Origin of the sequence: Neobacillus muris, from assembly GCF_943193175.1 — a bacterium.
GTDB classification, from domain to species: domain Bacteria; phylum Bacillota; class Bacilli; order Bacillales; family Cytobacillaceae; genus Neobacillus; species Neobacillus muris.
Map to the genome: position 1 here is coordinate 17,902 of NZ_CALPDF010000040.1, position 22,200 is coordinate 40,101.

The window sequence follows — 22,200 nt, forward strand, 5'->3', positions numbered from 1 at the left end:
TGGGGCTATAATAGAATACAGGGGGTTCATCAATGAATAAATGGGCTATCACCTTAGCCGCTGCTCTCTTATTATTCACTGGCTGCAGCAAGAAAGAAACAGTGAAACCCGCACCAAAGGAAAAAGCGGAAGAGATCGTGAAAGAACAAGAACAAGTGGAGGAAAAACAGGAGAGCCCTTATGTCTATCCGTTAACAGGAATTCAGTCAGAAACAAGTACAGATGGAAGGGCTATTGCGGTGATGGTGAACAACCATCCTCAGGCAAGACCGCAGTCCGGTTTATCGAAAGCCGATATCGTGTATGAATTGATTGCAGAAGGTGACATAACCAGGTTTCTAGCGGTCTTTCAGAGTGAAAAGCCGGAGAATATTGGCCCTGTCCGCAGTGCAAGACCCTATTATATCGAATTGGCCAAAGGATTAAATGCTTTTTATGTTGCCCATGGCTATAGTGAAGATGCCAGACAAATGCTGGAAAGTAATTATGTGGATAATATTAACGGCATGGTCTATGATGGCACTCTGTTCAAGCGGTCAAGTGAAAGAAAAGCGCCTCACAACTCCTACATTACGTATGAGAATGTTCTAAAAGGTGCGGAGATGAAAAAATACTCGATGGACCAAACACCGCCAAGCTTTACGTTTTTAACTGATGAGGAAAAGCAGGCCTTATCAGGGGACCAAGGAACCTCGGTTAGGATTGCTTATTCCAATGGAGGAACGTCGAATTGTTCGTACGAGTTTGATCCTGCAGCTGGCAAATACAAACGGTTTAACGGGGCCGAACAAACCGTTGAACTGGATACCAATGAGCCGGTGCTAGTCGATAATGTTCTGATCATTGAAGCGAGCCACAAAGTGGTCGATTCTGCCGGTCACTTGTCCATTGACTTAGAGTCAGGCGGCAAAGGTTATTTGCTGCAAATGGGCAAGATAAATGAAGTGAACTGGATGAATAAGAACGGACAGATTGTTCCAGTAATTGACGGGAAAGAGGCCGGATTGGTTCCGGGGAAAACTTGGGTGAATGTGGTGAAGGGACTCGCCCAAAGTGTTTCGTTCAACGCCAATTGATTTATTTTTTTGAAAAAGGAGTATTGAAAAGATGCAGATTGATAAATTACGGGGCAAAGAACTTGATCAATTGTTCAAATCCATTCTTTCTCTAAAAGATTTAGAAGAATGCTATCGCTTTTTTGATGATTTATGCACCATCAATGAGATTCAAGCTTTGGCACAACGCCTGGAGGTGGCGAGGATGCTGCGTGAGAAGAAAACCTATCATGTGATTGAATCAGAGACCGGCGCAAGCACGGCAACGATTTCACGGGTGAAACGCTGCTTGAATTTTGGCAATGACAGCTATGAAATGGTTCTTGACCGCATAAAGGAAAAGGAAGAAGCGGCTGAGACCACGGAATAACGTAACGGTAAAGCACATGAGGCGGGACTCATGTGCTTTTTTAATTGTGAATAATGAGTAAGGGTCAATTCTGGAAAATAGGGAGACCGCCAGCTGCTGCGAGGGAATAGGTGATTCCTATAAATCCAAAGATAATCACTATCACTTAACCTTCTCTCAAGTTGGATACTATTTCTATTTCTAGATTTATTGTTTCCTTTTTTAAATGGTCCATGCAATGCTATAATGGTGTAATGGAAAGAAATATAGGAGGCTCCTTTAATGTACGATGTTCGCGAATGGCGCCATGTGTTTAAACTTGATCCCAATAAAGAAATTTCAGATGATAAATTAGAACTACTCTGTGAATCAGGTACAGATGCTGTCCTCATAGGAGGAACAGACGGGGTGACATTGGATAATGTGCTAAACTTAATGGCAAGAGTCCGCCGGTTCACAGTTCCATGTGTGCTGGAGGTTTCCGGCATTGACACTGTAACTCCTGGATTCGATCTCTATTTTATCCCGACCGTGTTAAACAGCACCAACCCGGATTGGATCACAGGAATCCACCATCAAGCGGTTAAGGAATTCGGTGAAATCATGGATTGGCAAGAGATTATCATGGAGGGCTATTGCATCCTTAACGAAGACTGCAAAGCCGCCAAACTTACCTCTGCCAACGCCAGTTTAACCACGGACGACGTAAAAGCCTATGCCATGATGGCCGATAAGATGTTCCATCTGCCGATTTTTTATTTAGAATACAGCGGGAAATACGGTGATCCCAACCAGGTGGCTGAAGTGAAAAAGATCCTCGCAAACTCAAACACAACCCTGTTTTATGGCGGGGGTATTTCAGGACCTGATCAAGCAAGAGAAATGGGAGAACATGCAGACGTTATTGTTGTTGGAAATGCCCTCTACGAAAATTTTGAAGCAGCATTGGCAACCGTAAGAAGTGTCCGTTAGAAATTTGCAGTAATCGGAAAGAACGTTAAAATAGATAATAAGAACAAATGTTTGGTTTTGAGGTGAAAACATGCAATACTTATCGGATAAATTATTGAATGGATTAAATCCCGAACAGCAGCAAGCCGTCAAAGCGACGGATGGGCCGCTGCTCATCATGGCCGGTGCTGGAAGCGGCAAGACCAGAGTCCTCACCCATCGGATAGCCTATTTAATAGTTGAAAAACGGGTAAACCCATATAATATCTTAGCAATAACGTTTACGAATAAAGCAGCCCGGGAGATGAAAGACCGGATTGGCAAAATGATGGGCGGCACCGCGGACGAAATCTGGATTTCAACCTTCCACTCGATGTGTGTGCGCATCCTGCGCCGGGATATTGACCGGATTGGATTTAACCGTAATTTTACCATTTTAGATACAACCGATCAGCAATCGGTTATTAAAGGCATTTTAAAGGATAAAAATATCGACCCGAAAAAATTTGACCCGCGGGCCATCTTAGGAGCCATCAGCTCGGCAAAAAATGAACTGATGGACCCGGATGAATATGGAAAAATGGCCGGCGGCTATTTTGAAAAAGTCGTCAGTGATGTGTATGAAGAATACCAAAAGCGTCTGCGCAAAAATCAGGCGCTCGATTTTGATGACCTGATTATGAAGACAATTCAATTGTTTGACCGGGTTCCGGACGTATTGGAATACTATCAGCGAAAGTTCCAGTATATTCACGTCGATGAGTATCAGGACACGAACCGTGCCCAATACATGCTAGTCAAGAAACTAGCTGCCCGATTTAAAAACCTTTGTGTTGTAGGGGACTCGGACCAGTCGATTTATCGCTGGCGGGGGGCAGATATTGCCAATATCCTGTCATTCGAAAAGGATTACCCGAATGCAACCGTGATTATGCTGGAGCAAAACTATCGCTCAACCAAACGGATTTTGATGGCTGCCAACAAAGTGATTGAACATAACTTCAACCGCAAGCCAAAAAATCTTTGGACGGAAAACCCGGAAGGCAACAAAATCGTCTATTACCGTGCGGACAGTGAGCAGAGCGAGGCCCAGTTTGTGGCTGGAAAAATAAAAGAGTTGACCCGTGATGGCAAGCGCCGGCTTTCAGATATTGCCATTCTTTACCGGACCAATGCCCAGTCCCGTGTGATGGAGGAAGTGCTGTTAAAATCAAATATCGGCTACGCCATCGTCGGGGGCACAAAGTTCTATGATCGTAAGGAAATCAAGGACATGCTTGCCTACCTGAGGTTAATCTCTAACCCGGATGATGATATCAGCCTGCAGCGAATTATCAATGTTCCAAAGCGGGGAATCGGTTCAAGTTCGCTTGACAAGATAGCCGATTTTGCTGCACAGCATGATATCTCCATATTCAAAGCGCTCGACTCCGTTGAGCTCTTAGGATTAAGTCCGAAGATTACGAAGTCGGCAAGAGAATTCCGTGATCTCATTAAAAATTACACGCAAATGCAGGAATTCCTTTCCGTTACGGAATTGGTGGAAGAGGTTCTTGAAAAAACAGGCTACACCGAAATGCTCAAGGCGGAAAAATCGCTGGAAGCACAAAGCCGCCTGGAAAACCTTGAGGAATTATTATCGGTAACAAAAAACTTTGAGGAAACGAATGAAGACAAAAGCCTTGTTGCATTCTTAACAGACTTAGCCCTTGTGGCAGACATCGATTCCATGGATGATGACGGCGAAAAGGCAGATTCCGTCGTCCTGATGACGCTCCACTCTGCAAAAGGACTGGAATTCCCGGTTGTCTTCTTAATCGGCATGGAGGAGGGCGTATTTCCACATAGCCGTTCGCTAATGGAAGAAGTCGAGATGGAGGAAGAACGCCGTCTTGCCTATGTGGGAATTACCAGAGCGGAGCAAACTCTGTTCCTGACCAACGCCCAGATGAGAACCCTATTTGGACGAACGAATATGAATCCAGCTTCCAGATTCATTAAGGAAATTCCGGAAGAATTATTGGAAGGGGTGGAACGCCGCGATTCTGCTCCATTTGGTTCAAGACCGTTTGGTGCCTCATCAGGCTCTTCCTTTGGTTCAAAGCGAAGCGCATTTGGCAGTCAGGCAGCCCCAAGAAAGCCTGTGGCCCGCCCGGCGGCCGTTGCAGCCGGAGGGGATGAAACCGGCTGGAAGGTTGGCGATAAAGCTGAGCATGGAAAATGGGGAATCGGAACGGTTGTGAGTGTGAAGGGCCAAGGCGAGGGAACAGAACTCGATATTGCTTTCCCAAGCCCTACGGGAATTAAGCGCCTATTGGCAAAATTTGCACCTATAAAGAAAGTGTAACTTTTTTTGAAAAATACATGTCATTAACATGAAGATCTTTTTATGAAAGGGCTGGATTTATGGACCTTCAAACAGCTGAACAGCGTATCAAAGAGCTGCAAAACCTATTAAATCAATATGGCTACGAATATTATGTGCTAGACAAGCCATCCGTGCCGGATGCGGAATACGACCAGCTAATGCAGGAGCTGCTGAAACTGGAGGAAGAGTTCCCGCAATTAAAGACGCCTGATTCTCCAACACAGCGTGTCGGCGGCGCCATACTGGATATGTTTGAAAAAGTAGAGCATGCCATTCCAATGCTGAGTCTGGGCAACGCCTTTAATGAGCAAGATTTGCGGGACTTTGACGCACGGGTCCGCAAAGCTGTCGGTGATAATGTTTCCTATGTCTGCGAGCTGAAAATTGATGGGCTGGCTGTATCTTTAAGATATGAAGACGGCTTGTTTGTTCAAGGAGCCACCCGCGGTGACGGCACGATTGGGGAGGATATTACCGCTAACATTAGGACGATTAATTCCGTGCCGCTTCGATTAATGGAGCCTGTCTCGATTGAGGTTCGTGGTGAAGCTTATATGCCAAAACGTTCCTTTGAAACATTGAATGAGGCAAGAAAAGAACGCGGGGAAGAGCTGTTTGCCAATCCGCGAAATGCTGCAGCCGGTTCACTTCGCCAGCTTGATCCGAAAATTGCCGCATCCCGTAAATTAGATACGTTTTTATATGCAATCGGGAATCCGGAAGCAATTGGCGTAGCGGCCCATAGTGAAGGCCTTGATTATTTGGATCATCTTGGTTTTAAAACCAATAAAGAACGGAGAAAATGTGCCACCATTGCTGAAGTGCTGGAATACATCAATAGCTGGACGGAGAAACGTCCCCAGCTTCCCTATGAAATTGACGGAATCGTGATTAAAGTCGATTCGTTCGCGCAGCAGGCTGCCCTTGGAACAACGGCCAAAAGCCCCAGGTGGGCCATTGCTTATAAGTTCCCTGCAGAAGAAGTCGTGACTACTTTGTTCGACATTGAGCTAAGTGTCGGCAGAACCGGTGTCATTACCCCAACGGCCATTCTTGAACCGGTAAAAGTAGCGGGCACAACGGTACAGCGCGCTTCCTTGCACAATGAGGACTTAATCCGCGAAAAAGATATCAAAATTGGCGATAAGGTGGTTGTAAAAAAAGCGGGCGACATCATTCCAGAGGTTGTCAATGTACTGGCAGACCAGCGAACCGGGGAAGAGAAGGACTTCCATATGCCAACCCATTGCCCTGAGTGTGAAAGCGAACTGGTCCGTCTCGAAGGTGAAGTGGCCTTGCGCTGCATCAATCCAAAATGTCCGGCACAGATTCGCGAAGGGTTGATTCATTTTGTTTCCCGAGATGCCATGAACATTGACGGGCTGGGGGAGAAGGTCATCAGCCAGCTGTTTGCTGAAAAATTAATCAGCGACGTTGCTGATATTTATAAACTGACACGTGAGCAGTTGATTTCCCTTGAACGGATGGGAGAAAAGTCTGTTTCCAATCTTTTAGAAGCAATTGAGGCATCTAAAGCCAATTCTCTCGAAAAGCTCCTTTTTGGTCTAGGCATCCGTCTTGTCGGGGCCAAGGCGGCGAAAACACTCGCTCAAGCATTCGGTACGATGGATCAGCTGGCTGCCGCTTCAAAAGAGGAGTTAACAGCGATTAATGAAATTGGTGAAAAAATGGCTGATTCCATTGTGAACTATTTTGAATTGGAAGAAGCAGCGGAACTGATTGAGGAGCTAAAGGCTGTTGGGGTGAACATGGAATATAAAGGGGCAAGACCCGTCACTCCAGAAGAATCAGATTCTGTTTTTGCAGGAAAAACAGTTGTTCTTACCGGGAAACTAGAGCAGCTATCGAGAAATGAAGCGAAGGAAAAAATTGAGGCTCTCGGAGGCAATGTGGCTGGAAGTGTCAGCAAAAAAACCCATTTGGTCGTTGCCGGTGCCGATGCAGGCTCAAAACTGGCCAAGGCGCAGGAACTTGGGATTGAAATTTGGGATGAAGAGAAGCTCTTGGAAGAGTTAAATAAGTAAGAGGTGGAAGATGTGAGAAAGTTGTCAGTTCTTGCTCTCTCCCTTGTCTTTTTGCTAAGCGCATGTGCGCCCAATTTTGGCAAGCAAAACGAGGTCGTCCAAACGAAGGAGGAGGACAAGGGGAAAGCAATTATTCCAAAGTACAATATATCGGACAGCTATTATCGGACGATTTTGCCATTTGAGCCAAGCGAAACTCGCGGGTTGGTCGTGAATAACATTAATACGCGCTACGACCTGAACGAATTTGAAATGGGTTTAATGAGAATCGCCCAAAATAGCTTTGATACGGATAAATATTATTTCCGTGAGGGACAAGAAATTAAAGCTAAAACCATTAAGGCCTGGCTGAACCGGCAATATACGCCAGAACAGTTAAAGGCCAATAATATCAAGCCGGAGGATAACATCGGGCTAAACCCTGTTAACACGGGAACCGCTGAAGAACCGAGCTCGCCGATTTATCTGGCCCATATTTTGGAGCATGATTATTTAACAAAGGATGATAAGGGCAATGTTTCCCTAGGGGGCGTCACCATTGGCCTTGCTTTAAATTCGACTTATTATTACAAGGTCCAGCAAGGTGAGGGAACGATTCAAAAAGAGGAAAAAATTGATGCAGCCGAGATGGAGCGCGAGGGCAAGAAAATGGCGGAAGAAGTCATCAAGCGGATGAGAAGCATTGAAAATCTAGAGAATATTCCCATTACAATTGCCCTATTTGCGCAAGAAAGCAAATCTTCCGTTGTGCCGGGGAATTTTATTGCTTACGCAACGGTAGATAAAGGCAGCTCCAAGTTGAATGATTGGGAGAAGGTTAATGAAAAGTATTATTTATTCCCATCCAGTGACGCTGAGAAAGACCACCGCGATGATGAAACAGCGTTCCTTAATTTTAAACAGGACGTAGAGGAATATTTTCCGAACTTTAATGGAGTCATTGGCAGGGCCTTTTATGGAGGCGATCAGCTCCAGGAATTAAATATTACGATTCCTATTCAATTCTATGGAAAAACAGAAGGAGTCGGCTTTACCCAGTATGTTGCAGGGTTGGTAATGGAGCATTTTCCAGCGTATATATCCGTATCCATCAGTGTGACCTCCGTGGACGGGCCTGAAGCGCTGATTGTCCGCAAAGCCGACGCAGACGAACCATTTGTTTATATCTATCAATAATCTAGATCCGGGTGATACCGGGTCTTTTTTTTATAGAGGACAAATTTAACCAAAAGCAGGCTGTAATGGTCTTTAAGAATAGTCGTTAAGGACCATTTGCCGGGAAACCATGGCGGAACTGTCTATAAGAAGGGTTCTTAAGGACAAATGGGAGGGGAAAAGAAGGAGGAACTGTCTATAAGAAGGGGTCTTAAGGACAAATGGGAGGGGAAAAGAAGGAGGAACTGTCTATAAGAAGGGGTCTTAAGGACAAATGGATGGGAAGAACAAAGAGGAACTGTCTTTAATAAGCAGTCTTAAAGACCGTTGAGCGGAAAATCCAAAAGGTAATGTCTTTAAGGATTGAGTGCCCTGCCCTATCCTATCCTATCCTAAACAATTGATGACATGAATATAATCATGTAGAATGAAGGTTGAATGTAAACGTTTTATAGATGAGGGAGGGGTTAAGTAAATGGTACAACCGTACAAGCATGAACCATTAACTGATTTTTCAGTCGAGGAAAATCGCCAGGCCTATCTTCAAGCTTTAAAAACGGTAGAAGGCTATCTTGGCAAGAATTATGACCTTGTCATTGACGGTGAAAAAATTTCTACAGAGGAAAAAATTATTTCAGTTAACCCAGCCAATAAAGAAGAAATCATTGGATATGTTTCGAAGGCTAGCCAAGAGCTCGCTGAAAAAGCGATGCAGGCCGCTGTAAAAGCATTTAAGACTTGGAAAAAAACCAAGCCGGAAGTCCGTGCAGATGTGCTTTTTAAAGCAGCCGCGATTATTCGGCGCCGCAAGCACGAGTTTTCAGCATTAATGACAAAAGAAGCAGGAAAACCGTGGAAAGAAGCAGATGCCGATACCGCAGAAGGCATCGACTTCCTTGAGTACTATGGCCGTCAAATGCTGGCGCTTAAAGATGGGGTGCCAGTGCAGAGCCGTCCAAATGAATATAATCGATATCATTACATTCCGCTTGGTGTCGGAGTCATCATTTCACCATGGAATTTCCCATTTGCCATTATGGCAGGAACCACAGTCGCAGCCATCGTTTCAGGTAATACTGTACTGCTGAAACCAGCCTCCACTACGCCAGTGATTGCCGCTAAATTTGTCGAGGTCATGGAAGAAGCCGGACTTCCGAAAGGTGTGTTAAACTTTGTTCCAGGCAGTGGAGCAGAGGTCGGTGACTATTTAGTCGACCATAAGGATACCCGATTCATCAGCTTCACCGGTTCGCGTGAAGTCGGCCTGCGCATTTTTGAGCGATCCTCGAAAATCAGCAAAGGGCAAATCTGGATGAAACGCCTGATTGCAGAAATGGGTGGTAAAGATACAATTGTTGTCGATAGTGAAGCGGATCTCGAGCTTGCTGCACAATCGATCGTTGCCTCGGCATTTGGATTTTCAGGGCAAAAATGCTCTGCCTGCTCCCGAGCCGTCATCGTGGAAGATGTTTATGAGCAAGTGTTAAACCGCGCAGTTGAATTAACTAACCAATTAACGGTGGGAGATCCAACTGATTATGCTGCCTTCATGGGTCCAGTTAACGATAATGGAGCCTTTAAAAAGATTATGGAATACATTGAAATCGGCAAACAGGAAGGCAGGCTGATGACAGGAGGCGAAGGAGATAACTCCAAAGGCTTTTTTATCAAACCGACTGTTTTTGCTGACCTTGATCCAAAAGCCCGTCTTATGCAGGAAGAAATCTTCGGACCAGTGGTGGGTTTCACCAAAGCGAAGGATTTCGATGAGGCAATCGAAATTGCCAACAACACAGAGTACGGATTAACGGGTGCGGTTATCACGAGGAACCGTGCACATATGGAGCAGGCACGGGAAGATTTCCATGTCGGCAATCTGTATTTCAATAGAGGCTGTACTGGCGCCATCGTGGGTTATCAGCCTTTCGGCGGATTTAATATGTCCGGAACCGATTCTAAAGCCGGCGGACCTGATTATTTATTGCTGCATATGCAAGCAAAAACTACGTCAGAAATGTTTTAATAGATTAGAAGAGACCTCTTCCGAATTGCTCGGGAGAGGTTTTTAAGTATTTTGACATTTAGTGCTTTATGATGTAATATATAAATTGCATATGCAATATATATTTTGCATATTAAACTGTGGGTGAAAATATGAAAAACAATGTAAAAATGGTTCGAATGAAACAATCGATGACCCAAGAACAATTAGCCAGGAGTGTCGGTGTGACCAGGCAGACCATTGGATTAATTGAAAAAGGCGAATACAATCCGACTCTGCAGCTATGTACCGCGATCGCAAAAACACTCCATAAAACATTAGACGAATTATTTTGGGAGATTGAAGAGTAACTAAAGTGAAAAAGGGGAGGAATCATAGTGAAAGTCATAAAGGATGAACGGTTAGTCATTCAAAACTTAAAAAATATCAGGATTGCCTTTGCGTTTCAAACCATATGCATTTTGGGCATTCTCATCTACGAAGGAATCCGGAAAGGGATTTCCCATATAACGGATAATCCGCTTTGGCTTGTTTTTATGGCCACTTCCGTTTTATTAGGTTATTTGAATATGAGAATATCGGTTGATGAATACCAAACCTCTGATTCAAAAAAGCCAGGTCCATATTATAAAACCATTATTTTTTCATTAGCGGTCGGTCTGGCTTTTAGCTTGATTACCTATTTTGGACCAGATGGAACCCTTCGTGATGCGCTAATAATTGGAGGTGTATTGTTTATATGCTTCCTGTCTTCTTTTTCCGTTGCTTATTACCTAAGAAAAAAACGTTATGAAGAACTGGATGAGGACGAAAAATAGTATTCCAAAAAAGCCGATACTTTCAGTGGCGGCTTTTTTAAAGGCACTATTGCACTTCCACCACGAATGGGACCGTAAACACCTTCCCGTCATGCTTGAACTGGCCCCAAATCTTATAGATTCCCTTTTCAGGAAATATAGTCATAAAGGTAACCTTCGGCCCGTTTCCTTCCGTCGTCATCGGATGAATGTGCAAGTATTTTTCCGTGTCGGCACTGATAGCGACCGTATGCCCCATAGCCCCTAAATAAGGCTGGAGATTTTTAATTGGCTTTTTTGTTTTGGCATCCCGAATGGAAAACGTCATATGAAGTGTCTTTTCCGGCACTAGCTTGTCAAAAGTAAGAGAAACTTCCTTTCCATCCACCACTTTTGTTAGTTTTTCATCGGGGACGATGGCTTCCTCATCAGCCGTGGCACCCTCAACATGGAGCCAATGGGTCTCTACGCTGCTGTCCCCGCCCCCTTTTGGCGTAAAATCAGCTATCAGCTTATAATCCCCGCCAGCAGGGAAATCCGCTGGGAAATCAAAACGCCCGTCTTCCTTATATTCAGGGTGTATATGGGAGAAATAGGATAAATCCCTGCTGATAATAAACAAGTGCATCTTCTTCTCATGAACAGTCTCAAAAGATGTGATCGGCTTATGGGAACGATCCTTTATTATGATCGAAAAGGGAGTATTCTCGTTTGCCTTCACAGGATCAGGCACTTTCCATTCTGACTCAGTCGGTACCACATCCACTGGTGTGGCGCTCATTTCATGGTCCATTACTGATTTTGGCACCTTTAACGAATTGCATGAGGTAAGCAGGACAGAAGAAACTAGGATGATCGTCATAAAAAGAGGTCTCATAAAATTTCTCCTTTTCAAATGGGGGTATTCATTCCTATACTGTACATTACCTTTTTCATACAATGCAAGGATTTTTTGTCATAACATTAGACCGGGAAAGGGAAAATAATGATAATATAAACTTAATGGGTAGATAAGAAACTTTCCATTTCAAAAACCATGTAGCAAAAGCACTGTGCCAATGGTCTTATCTATTTAAAATTGTTTCATGGGGGTATTGGTTGTTGCTGCCGTTATATTTATTGCACGTGACAGGAGTCGAGCATAGCGAAGGATTGCTTTGGATGTTTATCTGCATCAATATTTTCGTGGTTACGTCTGGAATTGTCTTTATGTATAAGTTGTTCAAACAAAAAAATATTCGGGCGGCGGCTTTTGCCTTCGGTATCGCATTGGCCGTCAATTACATTCTGATTGCCATTTTTGGCGATCCGTTTGATTTGCTTGGCTGACAATGAGAGGAGTGAATGGATGAAGTACTACCGGTTATGGGTGATTGCCTTTCTACTAAAATTTATTGGTTCGGCATGGGATGCTTCGTATCATTTTAAATATCTTTTTGAAGAATACTCGATTCCGCATATCGTGAATTTCATCGGGTTTGCCTTGGGCGGCTGGCTTTTGTTCAAGGAATGGCGGAAATCCTGCTATATGGATAAATTCTCGCGGAATGTGATTACCATCGGTTATGCCTTGTTCCTCATTGGAATCCCGCTGGATTTTACTTATCATATCGCCTATGGGATTGATTTGACCACCTGGAGTCCCACTCATTTTATTTATTATATTGCCACGGATATTATGATTTTTGGTGCCTGGCGCGGATATTATCGATATACCCGCGATATAAAGCCGGTCTGGAAGTCGATGCATACGTGGTTTGCGATGTTCTTGCTCGAATGTTTCATGTTCCCGAACATGCAGCAGGAAAATGGGGCGATCTCTTACTCCCAGTACATTCACGGGAAATCCATTGCTTCGCAGGAAATCCTTGAATTAATATCGGATCCGAAGTCGCAAATATTTGGCGGCATCCCCGAATGGGTATATCCGATTTACTCGGTTCTGATGATAGGACTTTTGACCGTGGTGATGATTAAGATATTCCGTGAATACACTATCCCGGTGATGGCAGCAGGGCTTTATATTCTGATTCGGTTTATTTTTAAAGGGGCGTTTTTCGCCGTCAACTATCCGACGTCCTATGTGCCCATCACGCTGCTATTGATCCCGTTAAGCTATTTTCTGTTTAAAAAAACAAGCTGGGCGGCAGGTTTGGCTGGCGGCCTCAGTTATTTCCTTCTGCTGTACGCTATTCAGCAGACAGAACTGCTCGTCACACCGCCGTTAGTGTTGTGGGAGTGCATTCCCGCTGCGATTATTGGTGCGGTTATTCCGATTGTCGTATCACGGCTAAAATTTTTGCAGCAGCCAAAACAACAAGAGCAAATGATTTGAATAACGATCTGTTTATAATAGGCAAGGACAAAAGCATCGGTAAAGCCGATGCTTTTTATATGACGCAAGGGATCATTTTTGACAATTATGTGAAATAATTCACATATTATGAGGAATTGTGACGAACCTCACAATTTTATCGATCGACTGAGATTACAATATATCTATAGAGATAACATTGAATATTTATATTGATTAATATATAGGAGCGATCCAAACATGAAAAAATTAGTGATGATAGGAAACGGCATGGCTGGCGTGCGAACCATCGAGGAAATTCTGAAGCTGGCACCGGAGAAATTTGAGATAACGATTTTTGGACAAGAGCCTTACCCAAACTATAACCGGATTAAATTATCGAATATTCTGCAAGGCGATACAAACTTTGAAGACATCATTATCAATCCGCTAGATTGGTACAAGGAAAATCATATTCAATTATTTACAGGTGAATCCATTGTGAAAATTGATGTCGAGGCAAAGACAGTCATCAGCGATCAAGGGCATGAAGTGGCTTACGATGAATTAATCATTGCCACTGGGTCAAAATCGTTTATCCTGCCGATTCCTGGTGCAGACAAACAAGGAGTGACCGGGTTTCGTGATATAAAAGATTGTGAAATGATGATCAAATCAGCCGAGCATTATAAAAAAGCCGTGGTGATTGGCGGCGGTCTGCTCGGACTGGAAGCGGCGAGAGGGCTGTTAAACCTCGGCATGCAGGTGGATGTTGTGCACCTAATGCCGCACTTAATGGAAAGGCAGTTAGATCCGATTGCCTCCACCATGTTAAAAGCAGAGCTCGAAGCACAGGGCATGAACTTTTTAATGGAAAAACAAACTGTAGAAATCCTGGGTGATGACCACGTGACCGGTCTTCGGTTTAAGGACGGCTCCGAAGTGGAAGCGGACCTTGTTGTCATGGCAATTGGGATTAAAGCAAATGTGGAAGCGGCCAAAAACAGCGGCATCTATGTGAACCGCGGGATTGTGGTCAATGACTTCTTAGAAACCAGTGCCCCGCATGTTTATGCAGTCGGAGAATGCGCCGAGCACCGGGAAATCGTCTATGGTCTCGTTGCACCGTTATATGAACAAGGCAAGGTGCTGGCAAACCGGATTTGCGGCCTCGTAGGGGAGCCTTATAAAGGTTCGGTTACGGGGACGCAATTAAAGGTTGCCGGAGTTGACCTTTATTCCGCTGGAGAAATTTTTGAAGATGGCGCGTCCACCAAATCCATCATGATTTATAATGAGTTTGAGGGAGTTTATAAAAAGGTGTTAACAAGAGACAACCGAATTGTTGGGATTGTCCTCTATGGAGATACAAAGGATAGCACAAGATTGTACCGCATGCTGTCGAAAAAAGAAGATATCAGCGGCACAGCTATTTTTCAAATGGGCAATAGCGCGGAAGAGGCAGATGATATTGCCGCGATGCCAGATGACGAGCTAGTCTGCGGCTGTAATGGCGTTACGAAAGGAAGCATTGTCGAAGCGATTCAAACCCAAGGATTAACAACCCTTGATCAAGTCAGCCATTGCACCAATGCCGGACGTTCCTGCGGCCGCTGTAAACCATTGGTTAACCAGATTCTCGCCCATACACTCGGTGATCAATTTGATGCGGCGGCTGCGCAAAAGATGAGCATCTGCGGCTGTACAACCTTAAGCCGGGAAGAGCTGGTGGCAGAAATCAAGGAAAAAGGGTTAACAAGCGTTAAAGAAGTCATGAATGTTCTCGAGTGGAACAATGAGGAAGGCTGTCCAAAATGCCGTCCGGCGATTAACTATTACCTTGGCATGATATACATGGATGAGTACAAGGATGACCGCGATTCCCGCTTGGTCAATGAAAAAATGCATGCCAACATCCAGAAGGATGGAACATACTCCGTTGTGCCAAGAATGTATGGCGGCGTAACCTCAGCTGCTGATTTGAAAAAAATTGCCGAGGTGGCTGAAAAATATGAGGTTCCTTTAGTCAAATTGACCGGAGGACAGCGGATTGCCTTGTTCGGCATCAAAAAAGAGGACCTGCCCAACGTCTGGGAAGACCTCGGCATGCCATCCGGATATGCCTACGGAAAAACATTGAGAACCGTAAAAACATGTGTCGGTGCGCAATTCTGCCGCTATGGCACTCAGGATTCCATGGCGCTTGGAATTGAACTCGAGAAGAAATTTGAACGGCTCGATACTCCGCATAAGGTGAAAATGGGCGTCTCCGCCTGCCCAAGAAATTGTTCCGAAGCCGGAATCAAAGACATTGGCTTTGTCGGAGTCGACGGCGGCTGGGAGATTTATGTGGCTGGAAACGGCGGGGTGGACCTTCGTGCCGGAGACTTATTAATGACCGTCAAAACGCAGGAAGAAGTCATGGAAATCACCAGTGCCTACCTGCAATACTACCGCGAAACAGCCAATTACCTGGAGCGGACCTCTAAATGGCTGGAGCGTGTCGGCATGGATCATGTACAAGAAGTTCTGGCAAATAAAGAAACCGTTAAAGCCTTGAACGAGCGGATGGATCAAACGCTAAAAAAATACCATGAGCCTTGGAAAGAAGCAATTGAGAGCGAAGAAATTCAAGATAAATACTATGCCAAGCATACAATTAAGGTCGGAGAGTGATCACAATGGTGCAGACAATAAGCCGGATTCCAGTAGCCAACTATTCTAATCTAAAGGCAAGGGCAGGGTACCCTATCAAAATTGATGACAAAGAGATTGCTTTATTCAAAACCTCAAAGGGACAGGTATATGCTCTTGAAAACCGCAGCCCGCATCCAAAGGGCGGGGTTCTTTCGGAAGGACTGGTCAGCGGCGAATACGTTTACTGCCCAGTCTATGATTGGAAGATTTCATTAGTAGATGGACTTGTACAAGCTCCAGATATAGGCAAAGTACAAACATACGCAGTGAATATAGAAGATGGCATTGTTTTTATAGTATTATAGTGGAAAAGCAGAAGCACTCTAGCCGCTAGGGTGCTTCCATTGTAACAAGACGGATAACAGGGAAGGATGGCAGCAAAGATGAAACCAGGGAAAGTGTTTTTAGTCGGGGCTGGTCCGGGGGATATCGGATTAATCACAGTAAAAGGCTTGGAAGCCATTAAGCAGGCCGAGGTCATTTTATACGACCGTCTGGCCAATCCAAAGTTATTGGAGTTCGCACCTGCGGATTGTCAGTTCATCTACTGCGGCAAATTGCCAGATCGCCATACGCTGCGTCAGGAGGGAATCAATGAACTTCTGGTTGAAAAAGCCTTAGAAGGAAAAATAGTTGTCCGGTTAAAGGGAGGCGACCCTGGTGTGTTTGGCCGCGTTGGGGAAGAAGCCGCAGCGCTTGCTGATGCTGGTATTGACTATGAAATGGTCCCTGGAATCTCTTCGGGGATGGCTGCCCCGCTTTATGCGGGAATTCCTGTTACACATCGGGAGCATGCAGAATCGTTTGCGGTCGTTACCGCACATGACAAGTCACAGGACGGCAGGCCGGTTCTTGACTGGGAGGGGCTTGCACGCGGTGTCGATACGATTGCTTTTTACATGGGAGTCAAAAATTTGCCGTTTATTTGCGAAAATCTGATCAAATACGGAAAGCCATCCGATACCCCGGTCATTTTGATTCAATGGGGAACGTTTGGCCGGCAGAAAACCTTGCAAGGAACGCTAGCTGATATTTCAGAAAAAGTGCTGCAGGCAAAATTCAGCAACCCTTCCATCATCCTTGTCGGGAACGTCATTTCCCTTCGTGAAAAAATTAGCTGGTTTGAGAAGAAACCATTGTATGGCCGTCAAATCCTGTTAGCCAGAACGGGCACAAATCCTAGTGAATTAGCTGTAGAGCTGATGAGCCAGGGAGCGGACGTGATTGAATTTCCTAAATGGAGAAGCTTCCGGGTTTCAGTTAATCCGAGACTAATGGAGAAGCTGCCGAATTATAAAAAAGTTCTGTTTGCCACGCCAGAGAGTGTGGAGGAATTCTTCCTTGCGCTTCGGAACAATAAAGTGGATATTCGCCGTGTGGCCGGAGAAGTGTATGGAATCTCCAGAAAAACACTGAAAGCCTTAGAGGCAAGGGGATTCTTTCCGCAGATTGCAGCAGATATGCCGTCCGAAGGGGAATTATTGATAGTTGGCGATGATAACAGCTTGAAGGCCTATAAAGAGGAATCCGCAGATTTGTGGGTCACCCATCAAAAACAGTTGGACGAGAAGTATTGGCCGATTTTTAAAAGGATGCTTGGCGAAGCGCAAGTGGATACGGTGGTATTCCCCAGCAGCGCCTCTGTTGAGCCGTTCCTAGAGGGACTGAAGAACTGTGAAGTGGATGCTGATGAGCTGCTGCAAGATGTCCAAGTCGTCAGTATGGGAAAACAAACGTTAGAGGCGGTTGCAGCCGCAGAACTCCCGTCTTACGGAATGCCGGAGCAGCCGACTAAGGATGCGTTAGTTCAACTTTTAAGCAGGGATCAGTCATGAATTCATACTATCCAATTATGCTGCGGCTCGAAGGGAAAAGGGTCGTAGTGGTCGGCGGCGGCAAAGTGGCAGAGCGAAAAGTTAAGGGCATGCTAGAGACTGATGCCCAGATTACCTTGATTAGTCCGGAGGCGGGTGCTTTTATTCAAGTGCTTGCGGGGGAAGGAAAAATTGTTTGGCATCAGCGGGCGTTTGAGCCTGCCGATGTGGAAGGGGCCGTGCTTATTTTTGCCGCTGCAAACGATCGAAAGGTAAATCAGCTTATTAAGGCTGCAGCCGGAGAGCATCAATGGGTCAATGTGGCCGATGATCCGGAGGGCTCGGATTTCCATGTTCCGGCCCGTATTGAGCGCGGCCGTTTGAACATTGCGATTTCTACCGGAGGTGCGAGCCCCTCTCTTGCCAGAAGGATTCGTGAACAGCTGGAGCAGCAGTTTGCCCCCTCCTATGGGGACTACCTCGAATTTCTTTTTATAAAACGGCAATGGATTCTAAGTCATGTAGAAGATGAATTATTAAAAAACAAATTGCTTGCAGCGATCACCGATCCAAAATTTCTGGACTGTCCCGATCGCGAAGCAGCCTTTCAACAGTTATATAATGAATTAATTTAATGCAGGTACCAGCATCCGTCTGGTGCCTGTTTTTTCGTTTCGTGGCTGGTCATTCATTAGCGGGATGAAAGCCCACTTTTCATTTTTTCCACCGAGAAAGGTCATTCATTGACAGGATAAAGGCCCGCTTATCATTTTTCCCAACGAGATTGGGCATTCATCCTTTTTTTGTCAGTTCATTTATTTACCTGAAAGGAGAAATTTACCTATTTTTTAAAAATTTAGATAAAATATAGTTCCATTTTTATAAATTCTGTTATATAATACAAAACGAGTAATGTTTCTGTATTATAACAAAGGGGTGAACGGGTAAGTGTCGACGCAAACAAGTGGAATTGATGTAGTAGGGGCGTTAAAAGCCCAGTATGACGAGATTCTAACTCCTGAAGCACTGCAATTCATCGAAGATCTGGAACGGACATTTGGTGTCAGAAGAGTGGAACTGTTACAAAACAGGCAAACGCGCCAGAAAGAAATTGATAAGGGCAAGCTGCCGAATTTTCTGCCGGAAACCAAACATATCCGCAGGGGAGATTGGACAATTGCTCCACTGCCGGAGGACCTGTTGGACCGCCGTGTAGAAATCACCGGGCCGACTGACCGGAAAATGGTTATTAATGCTTTGAACTCCGGTGCCAAACTATTTATGGCGGATTTCGAGGATGCGACATCGCCAACCTGGCAAAACGTGATTGAAGGCCAAATCAACCTTCGTGATGCCGTGAGAAGGACAATCAGCTTCGAAAATCCAAACGGCAAACAATATCAGCTGAACGAAAAAACAGCTGTTCTAATGGTAAGGCCGCGTGGCTGGCATCTGGAAGAAAAACATATTTTAGTAGATGGCAGACCGATATCAGGAAGCCTGCTCGATTTTGGGCTTTATTTTTATCATAATGCGAAAGAGCTGCTTTCCAGAGGCTCTGGTCCCTACTATTACCTGCCAAAGATGGAAAGCCATTTGGAGGCAAGGCTGTGGAACGATGTGTTTGTCTTTGCACAAGATAAACTAGGTGTCGCACAAGGGACGATTAAAGCAACCGTTCTAATCGAAACTATCATGGCTGCCTTTGAAATGGATGAAATCCTTTATGAATTAAAAGACCACTCTGCCGGCCTAAACTGCGGCCGCTGGGATTATATCTTTAGTTACCTGAAAAAACTGCGCAATCAGCCAGACGTGATTTTACCGGACCGTTCCCAAGTGACGATGACGGTTCCGTTCATGCGATCTTACTCCTTGCTGACGATTCAAACCTGCCATCGCCGGAAAGCGCCAGCCATGGGCGGTATGGCAGCCCAAATTCCGATCAAAAATGACCCGGCGGCCAACGAAGAGGCCTTTGCCAAAGTGCGCGCCGACAAAGAGCGCGAGGCACGCGATGGCCACGATGGCACATGGGTCGCACACCCTGGCTTAGTACCAGTCGCCATGCAGGTGTTCGACCGTGAAATGCCGACGCCGAACCAAATTCACACGGCGAAACAGCAAAAAATTACAGTGACTGCCGAGGACTTACTGGAAGTCCCTGGTGGAACAATTACGGAGCAAGGTGTCCGAACGAACATTAATGTGGGAATTCAATATGTTGCTTCGTGGTTATCCGGCAGAGGGGCAGCCCCCATTTATAATCTGATGGAGGATGCCGCCACTGCGGAAATCTCCCGTGCCCAACTATGGCAGTGGATCCGCCATCCAAAGGGCGTTTTAACTGACGGCCGCAAGGTTACCGCTGAAATGTATCAGCTATTCAAGGTGGAAGAATTGGAAAAAATCAAGCAGGAGCTCGGTGAGGAAGCCTATGCCAGAGGCCGGTTTGACGATGCCGTGGAACTGTTTGACCGGTTAATTTTAAACGATGAGTTTGCGGAATTCTTAACCCTGCCAGGTTACGAATTACTATAAATGATTAAAAATTTTAATAGATTAATAGGAGGAGAAGGACATGACAAATGAAAGAGCAGCAAAATTGCAGGAAAACTGGGAAATGGATGAGCGATGGAAGGGGGTTAGCCGCCCTTACACAGCGGAGGATGTCATTAAGCTTCGCGGATCTATTGATATTGACTATACATTAGCACGCACAGGTGCTGAAAAACTGTGGAAACTGCTTCATGAAGAAGATTACATCAATGCGCTAGGCGCGTTAACTGGAAACCAAGCAGTACAGCAGGTGAAAGCCGGTTTGAAAGCCATCTATTTAAGCGGCTGGCAGGTAGCGGCGGATGCCAACCTTTCCGGCCATATGTATCCGGACCAAAGCTTGTACCCTGCAAACAGTGTGCCAAGCGTAGTCAAGCGGATTAACCAAGCGCTGCAGCGTGCCGACCAAATCCATCACATGGAGGGCGATGATTCCATCGATTGGTTTGCTCCGATTGTGGCCGATGCGGAGGCTGGTTTCGGCGGCCAGTTAAACTGCTTCGAATTGATGAAGGGCATGATTGAAGCAGGAGCCTCCGGTGTTCACTTTGAAGACCAATTATCTTCTGAAAAAAAATGCGGCCACCTAGGCGGTAAAGTGCTTCTGCCAACACAAACGGCTGTCCGCAACCTGATTGCTGCCAGGCTTGCAGCTGACGTCATGGGAGTTCCAACGGTACTGGTTGCCCGGACGGATGCCAATGCTGCTGACTTAATCACGAGCGATATTGACGAGTATGATGCACCATTTATTACTGGCGATCGGACGTCAGAAGGATTTTTCCGCACTAAATCTGGAATTGATCAAGCAATTGCCCGCGGGCTGGCTTATGCTCCATATGCCGACCTTATCTGGTGTGAAACCTCTGAGCCAAACATAGAAGAGGCTAGGAAGTTTGCAGAAGCCATTCATGAGAAGTTCCCTGGTAAATTGCTTGCTTATAACTGCTCACCATCCTTTAATTGGAAGAAAAAATTAGATTCAAAAACGATCGCCAACTTCCAGCAAGAGCTTGGAAAGATGGGCTATAAGTTCCAATTCGTCACGCTTGCCGGATTCCATGCGTTGAACCACAGCATGTTCGAGCTTGCCCGCGGCTATAAGGATCGCGGTATGGCAGCCTATTCCGAGCTGCAGGAAGCAGAATTCGCCAGCGAGAAGTATGGCTATACGGCTACCCGCCATCAACGCGAGGTTGGTACGGGCTATTTCGACCAAGTGTCTATGGTGATTACTGGTGGAACGTCTTCGACAACCGCCCTAAAAGGCTCTACAGAAGAGGCACAGTTCACAAGCACGAAATAAATGGAGGCTTCCCCTTTCTCCTGGTTGGGAGAGAGGGGTTTTTGCTTTTTGGTATTTCTTTTGGTAAAACTAAGAATAACTGAGTGATTTTTATTCAAAATAGCAAAATTGGGATTTGATCTATAGAGATGCTCGTATTCATAAGAGCTAGATTACTTGCCTAAGTTTTTTATTTGCGAATCTTCTTTCTGGGAACCATTTTAACGTATAGAACATACATAATAATAGCTTTTTGATTTGGAGTTGATAGGGTTGAAAAAGCAAACCGTTGAACAGGTTTTGCAGCAGGGGATTTACGGGCCGATGGAAACGAAGCCAGAGGAGCGGCGAAAATTCTTGGGGACTTTACGGGAGAGGATCGTGATCGCCTTGAATAAAAGCCAAGTCTCTGAAAAGGAAGTTTATCCCCAAGTGGAGCAGTCGATGAAGGAGCATTCAGATGCCCATCTGTTTCTAAATGGTGCGATAGGCTACCAGGAGTTGTCCAAATACGTGAAACTGGCTGCCAAACATAACATGGAGCACACGATTGTGACTGATAAAGAGCACGAGACCGATATCGGTTTGGTATTGGCGGTAAACTACGCCATTGAGAAAGAAGAGATTTTTATAGAAAAAAAGCAATATGTGCTGCCGAAGGAAGTAAAAAAAAGCAAGGGGTTTTTTGGAAAGTTATTTAGATAATTAGATTCTAGTGTCATGGCGACAAAAAAAGGAGGAGCCGTCCTGGATTTGTCGCCATAAAGGGTTCATGACGACAAAACTAAGAGGAATCCGCCCGGAAATGTCGCCATGGCAGGTTCATGACG

At 45.3% G+C, this 22,200-nt stretch carries 19 protein-coding genes; 18 read left to right on the plus strand and 1 reads right to left on the minus strand.

The window, feature by feature from the left end; all coding sequences use genetic code 11:
- The first annotated feature begins 32 nt into the window (after window positions 1-32).
- The 9 genes from NFS43_RS19655 to NFS43_RS19695 all read left to right on the plus strand — a co-directional run bounded on the left by NFS43_RS19655 (window position 33) and on the right by NFS43_RS19695 (window position 10,743).
- Window positions 33-1,076 (plus strand): DUF3048 domain-containing protein, encoded by a 1,044-nt coding sequence (locus tag NFS43_RS19655; RefSeq protein ID WP_251554494.1) that lies wholly within the window; start codon window positions 33-35, stop codon window positions 1,074-1,076.
- 31 nt (window positions 1,077-1,107) lie between these two features.
- Window positions 1,108-1,425 (plus strand): YerC/YecD family TrpR-related protein, encoded by a 318-nt coding sequence (locus NFS43_RS19660; RefSeq protein ID WP_251554496.1) that lies wholly within the window; start codon window positions 1,108-1,110, stop codon window positions 1,423-1,425.
- A gap of 261 nt (window positions 1,426-1,686) precedes the next feature.
- On the plus strand, window positions 1,687-2,376 hold the full coding sequence (gene pcrB / locus NFS43_RS19665; RefSeq protein WP_251554497.1) for a heptaprenylglyceryl phosphate synthase: 690 nt from the start codon (window positions 1,687-1,689) through the stop codon (window positions 2,374-2,376).
- Between the two features lie 70 nt (window positions 2,377-2,446).
- A complete protein-coding gene (pcrA, locus tag NFS43_RS19670) occupies window positions 2,447-4,702 on the plus strand; it encodes a DNA helicase PcrA (RefSeq protein ID WP_251554498.1) in 2,256 nt (751 codons plus the stop codon).
- Window positions 4,703-4,761: 59 nt separating this feature from the next.
- Entirely contained in the window at window positions 4,762-6,768 is a 2,007-nt protein-coding gene (gene ligA, locus NFS43_RS19675; protein WP_251554499.1) for an NAD-dependent DNA ligase LigA, read from the plus strand.
- A gap of 12 nt (window positions 6,769-6,780) precedes the next feature.
- A complete protein-coding gene (locus NFS43_RS19680; RefSeq protein WP_251554500.1) occupies window positions 6,781-7,944 on the plus strand; it encodes a CamS family sex pheromone protein in 1,164 nt (387 codons plus the stop codon).
- A gap of 454 nt (window positions 7,945-8,398) precedes the next feature.
- Window positions 8,399-9,946 carry an L-glutamate gamma-semialdehyde dehydrogenase gene (pruA, locus tag NFS43_RS19685; RefSeq protein WP_251554501.1) on the plus strand — a complete coding sequence of 516 codons (1,548 nt, stop codon included), beginning with the start codon at window positions 8,399-8,401 and terminating at the stop codon, window positions 9,944-9,946.
- A gap of 131 nt (window positions 9,947-10,077) precedes the next feature.
- Entirely contained in the window at window positions 10,078-10,275 is a 198-nt protein-coding gene (locus tag NFS43_RS19690) for a helix-turn-helix transcriptional regulator (RefSeq protein ID WP_251554502.1), read from the plus strand.
- Between the two features lie 27 nt (window positions 10,276-10,302).
- The gene (locus NFS43_RS19695) at window positions 10,303-10,743 is read left to right on the plus strand and encodes a branched-chain amino acid ABC transporter substrate-binding protein (protein ID WP_251554504.1); all 441 of its coding nucleotides are present in this window, start codon (window positions 10,303-10,305) and stop codon (window positions 10,741-10,743) included.
- A 46-nt stretch (window positions 10,744-10,789) separates the two neighbouring features.
- On the opposite strand, the gene NFS43_RS19700 is transcribed toward NFS43_RS19695, so the two are convergent.
- Window positions 10,790-11,599, minus strand: coding sequence for a hypothetical protein (locus NFS43_RS19700; RefSeq protein ID WP_251554505.1), 810 nt, complete (start codon window positions 11,597-11,599; stop codon window positions 10,790-10,792).
- A gap of 221 nt (window positions 11,600-11,820) precedes the next feature.
- Between NFS43_RS19700 and NFS43_RS19705 the strand changes: the two genes are divergently transcribed.
- The 9 genes from NFS43_RS19705 (at window position 11,821) to NFS43_RS19745 (ending at window position 22,075) form a co-directional block, all read left to right on the plus strand.
- Window positions 11,821-12,051: a hypothetical protein gene (locus tag NFS43_RS19705; RefSeq protein WP_251554506.1), complete on the plus strand. Its 231-nt coding sequence runs from the start codon at window positions 11,821-11,823 to the stop codon at window positions 12,049-12,051.
- Between the two features lie 19 nt (window positions 12,052-12,070).
- On the plus strand, window positions 12,071-13,057 hold the full coding sequence (locus NFS43_RS19710) for a hypothetical protein (protein ID WP_251554507.1): 987 nt from the start codon (window positions 12,071-12,073) through the stop codon (window positions 13,055-13,057).
- 219 nt (window positions 13,058-13,276) lie between these two features.
- Window positions 13,277-15,691: a nitrite reductase large subunit NirB gene (gene nirB, locus NFS43_RS19715; RefSeq protein WP_251554508.1), complete on the plus strand. Its 2,415-nt coding sequence runs from the start codon at window positions 13,277-13,279 to the stop codon at window positions 15,689-15,691.
- Window positions 15,692-15,696: 5 nt separating this feature from the next.
- Window positions 15,697-16,017 carry a nitrite reductase small subunit NirD gene (gene nirD, locus NFS43_RS19720; protein ID WP_251554509.1) on the plus strand — a complete coding sequence of 107 codons (321 nt, stop codon included), beginning with the start codon at window positions 15,697-15,699 and terminating at the stop codon, window positions 16,015-16,017.
- Window positions 16,018-16,095: 78 nt separating this feature from the next.
- Complete coding sequence (gene cobA, locus NFS43_RS19725) at window positions 16,096-17,547, plus strand: uroporphyrinogen-III C-methyltransferase (protein ID WP_251554510.1); 1,452 nt, start codon at window positions 16,096-16,098, stop codon at window positions 17,545-17,547.
- Window positions 17,544-18,161, plus strand: coding sequence for a precorrin-2 dehydrogenase/sirohydrochlorin ferrochelatase family protein (locus NFS43_RS19730; RefSeq protein ID WP_251554511.1), 618 nt, complete (start codon window positions 17,544-17,546; stop codon window positions 18,159-18,161). The genes cobA and NFS43_RS19730 overlap by 4 nt, the downstream gene beginning before the upstream one ends.
- Window positions 18,162-18,474: 313 nt before the next feature.
- A complete protein-coding gene (gene aceB, locus NFS43_RS19735) occupies window positions 18,475-20,067 on the plus strand; it encodes a malate synthase A (RefSeq protein WP_251554512.1) in 1,593 nt (530 codons plus the stop codon).
- 40 nt (window positions 20,068-20,107) lie between these two features.
- Window positions 20,108-21,391 (plus strand): isocitrate lyase, encoded by a 1,284-nt coding sequence (gene aceA / locus NFS43_RS19740; RefSeq protein WP_251554513.1) that lies wholly within the window; start codon window positions 20,108-20,110, stop codon window positions 21,389-21,391.
- A gap of 252 nt (window positions 21,392-21,643) precedes the next feature.
- Window positions 21,644-22,075, plus strand: a complete 432-nt coding sequence (locus NFS43_RS19745) for a YueI family protein (protein WP_251554514.1) — start codon at window positions 21,644-21,646, stop codon at window positions 22,073-22,075.
- Window positions 22,076-22,200: the final 125 nt, after the last annotated feature.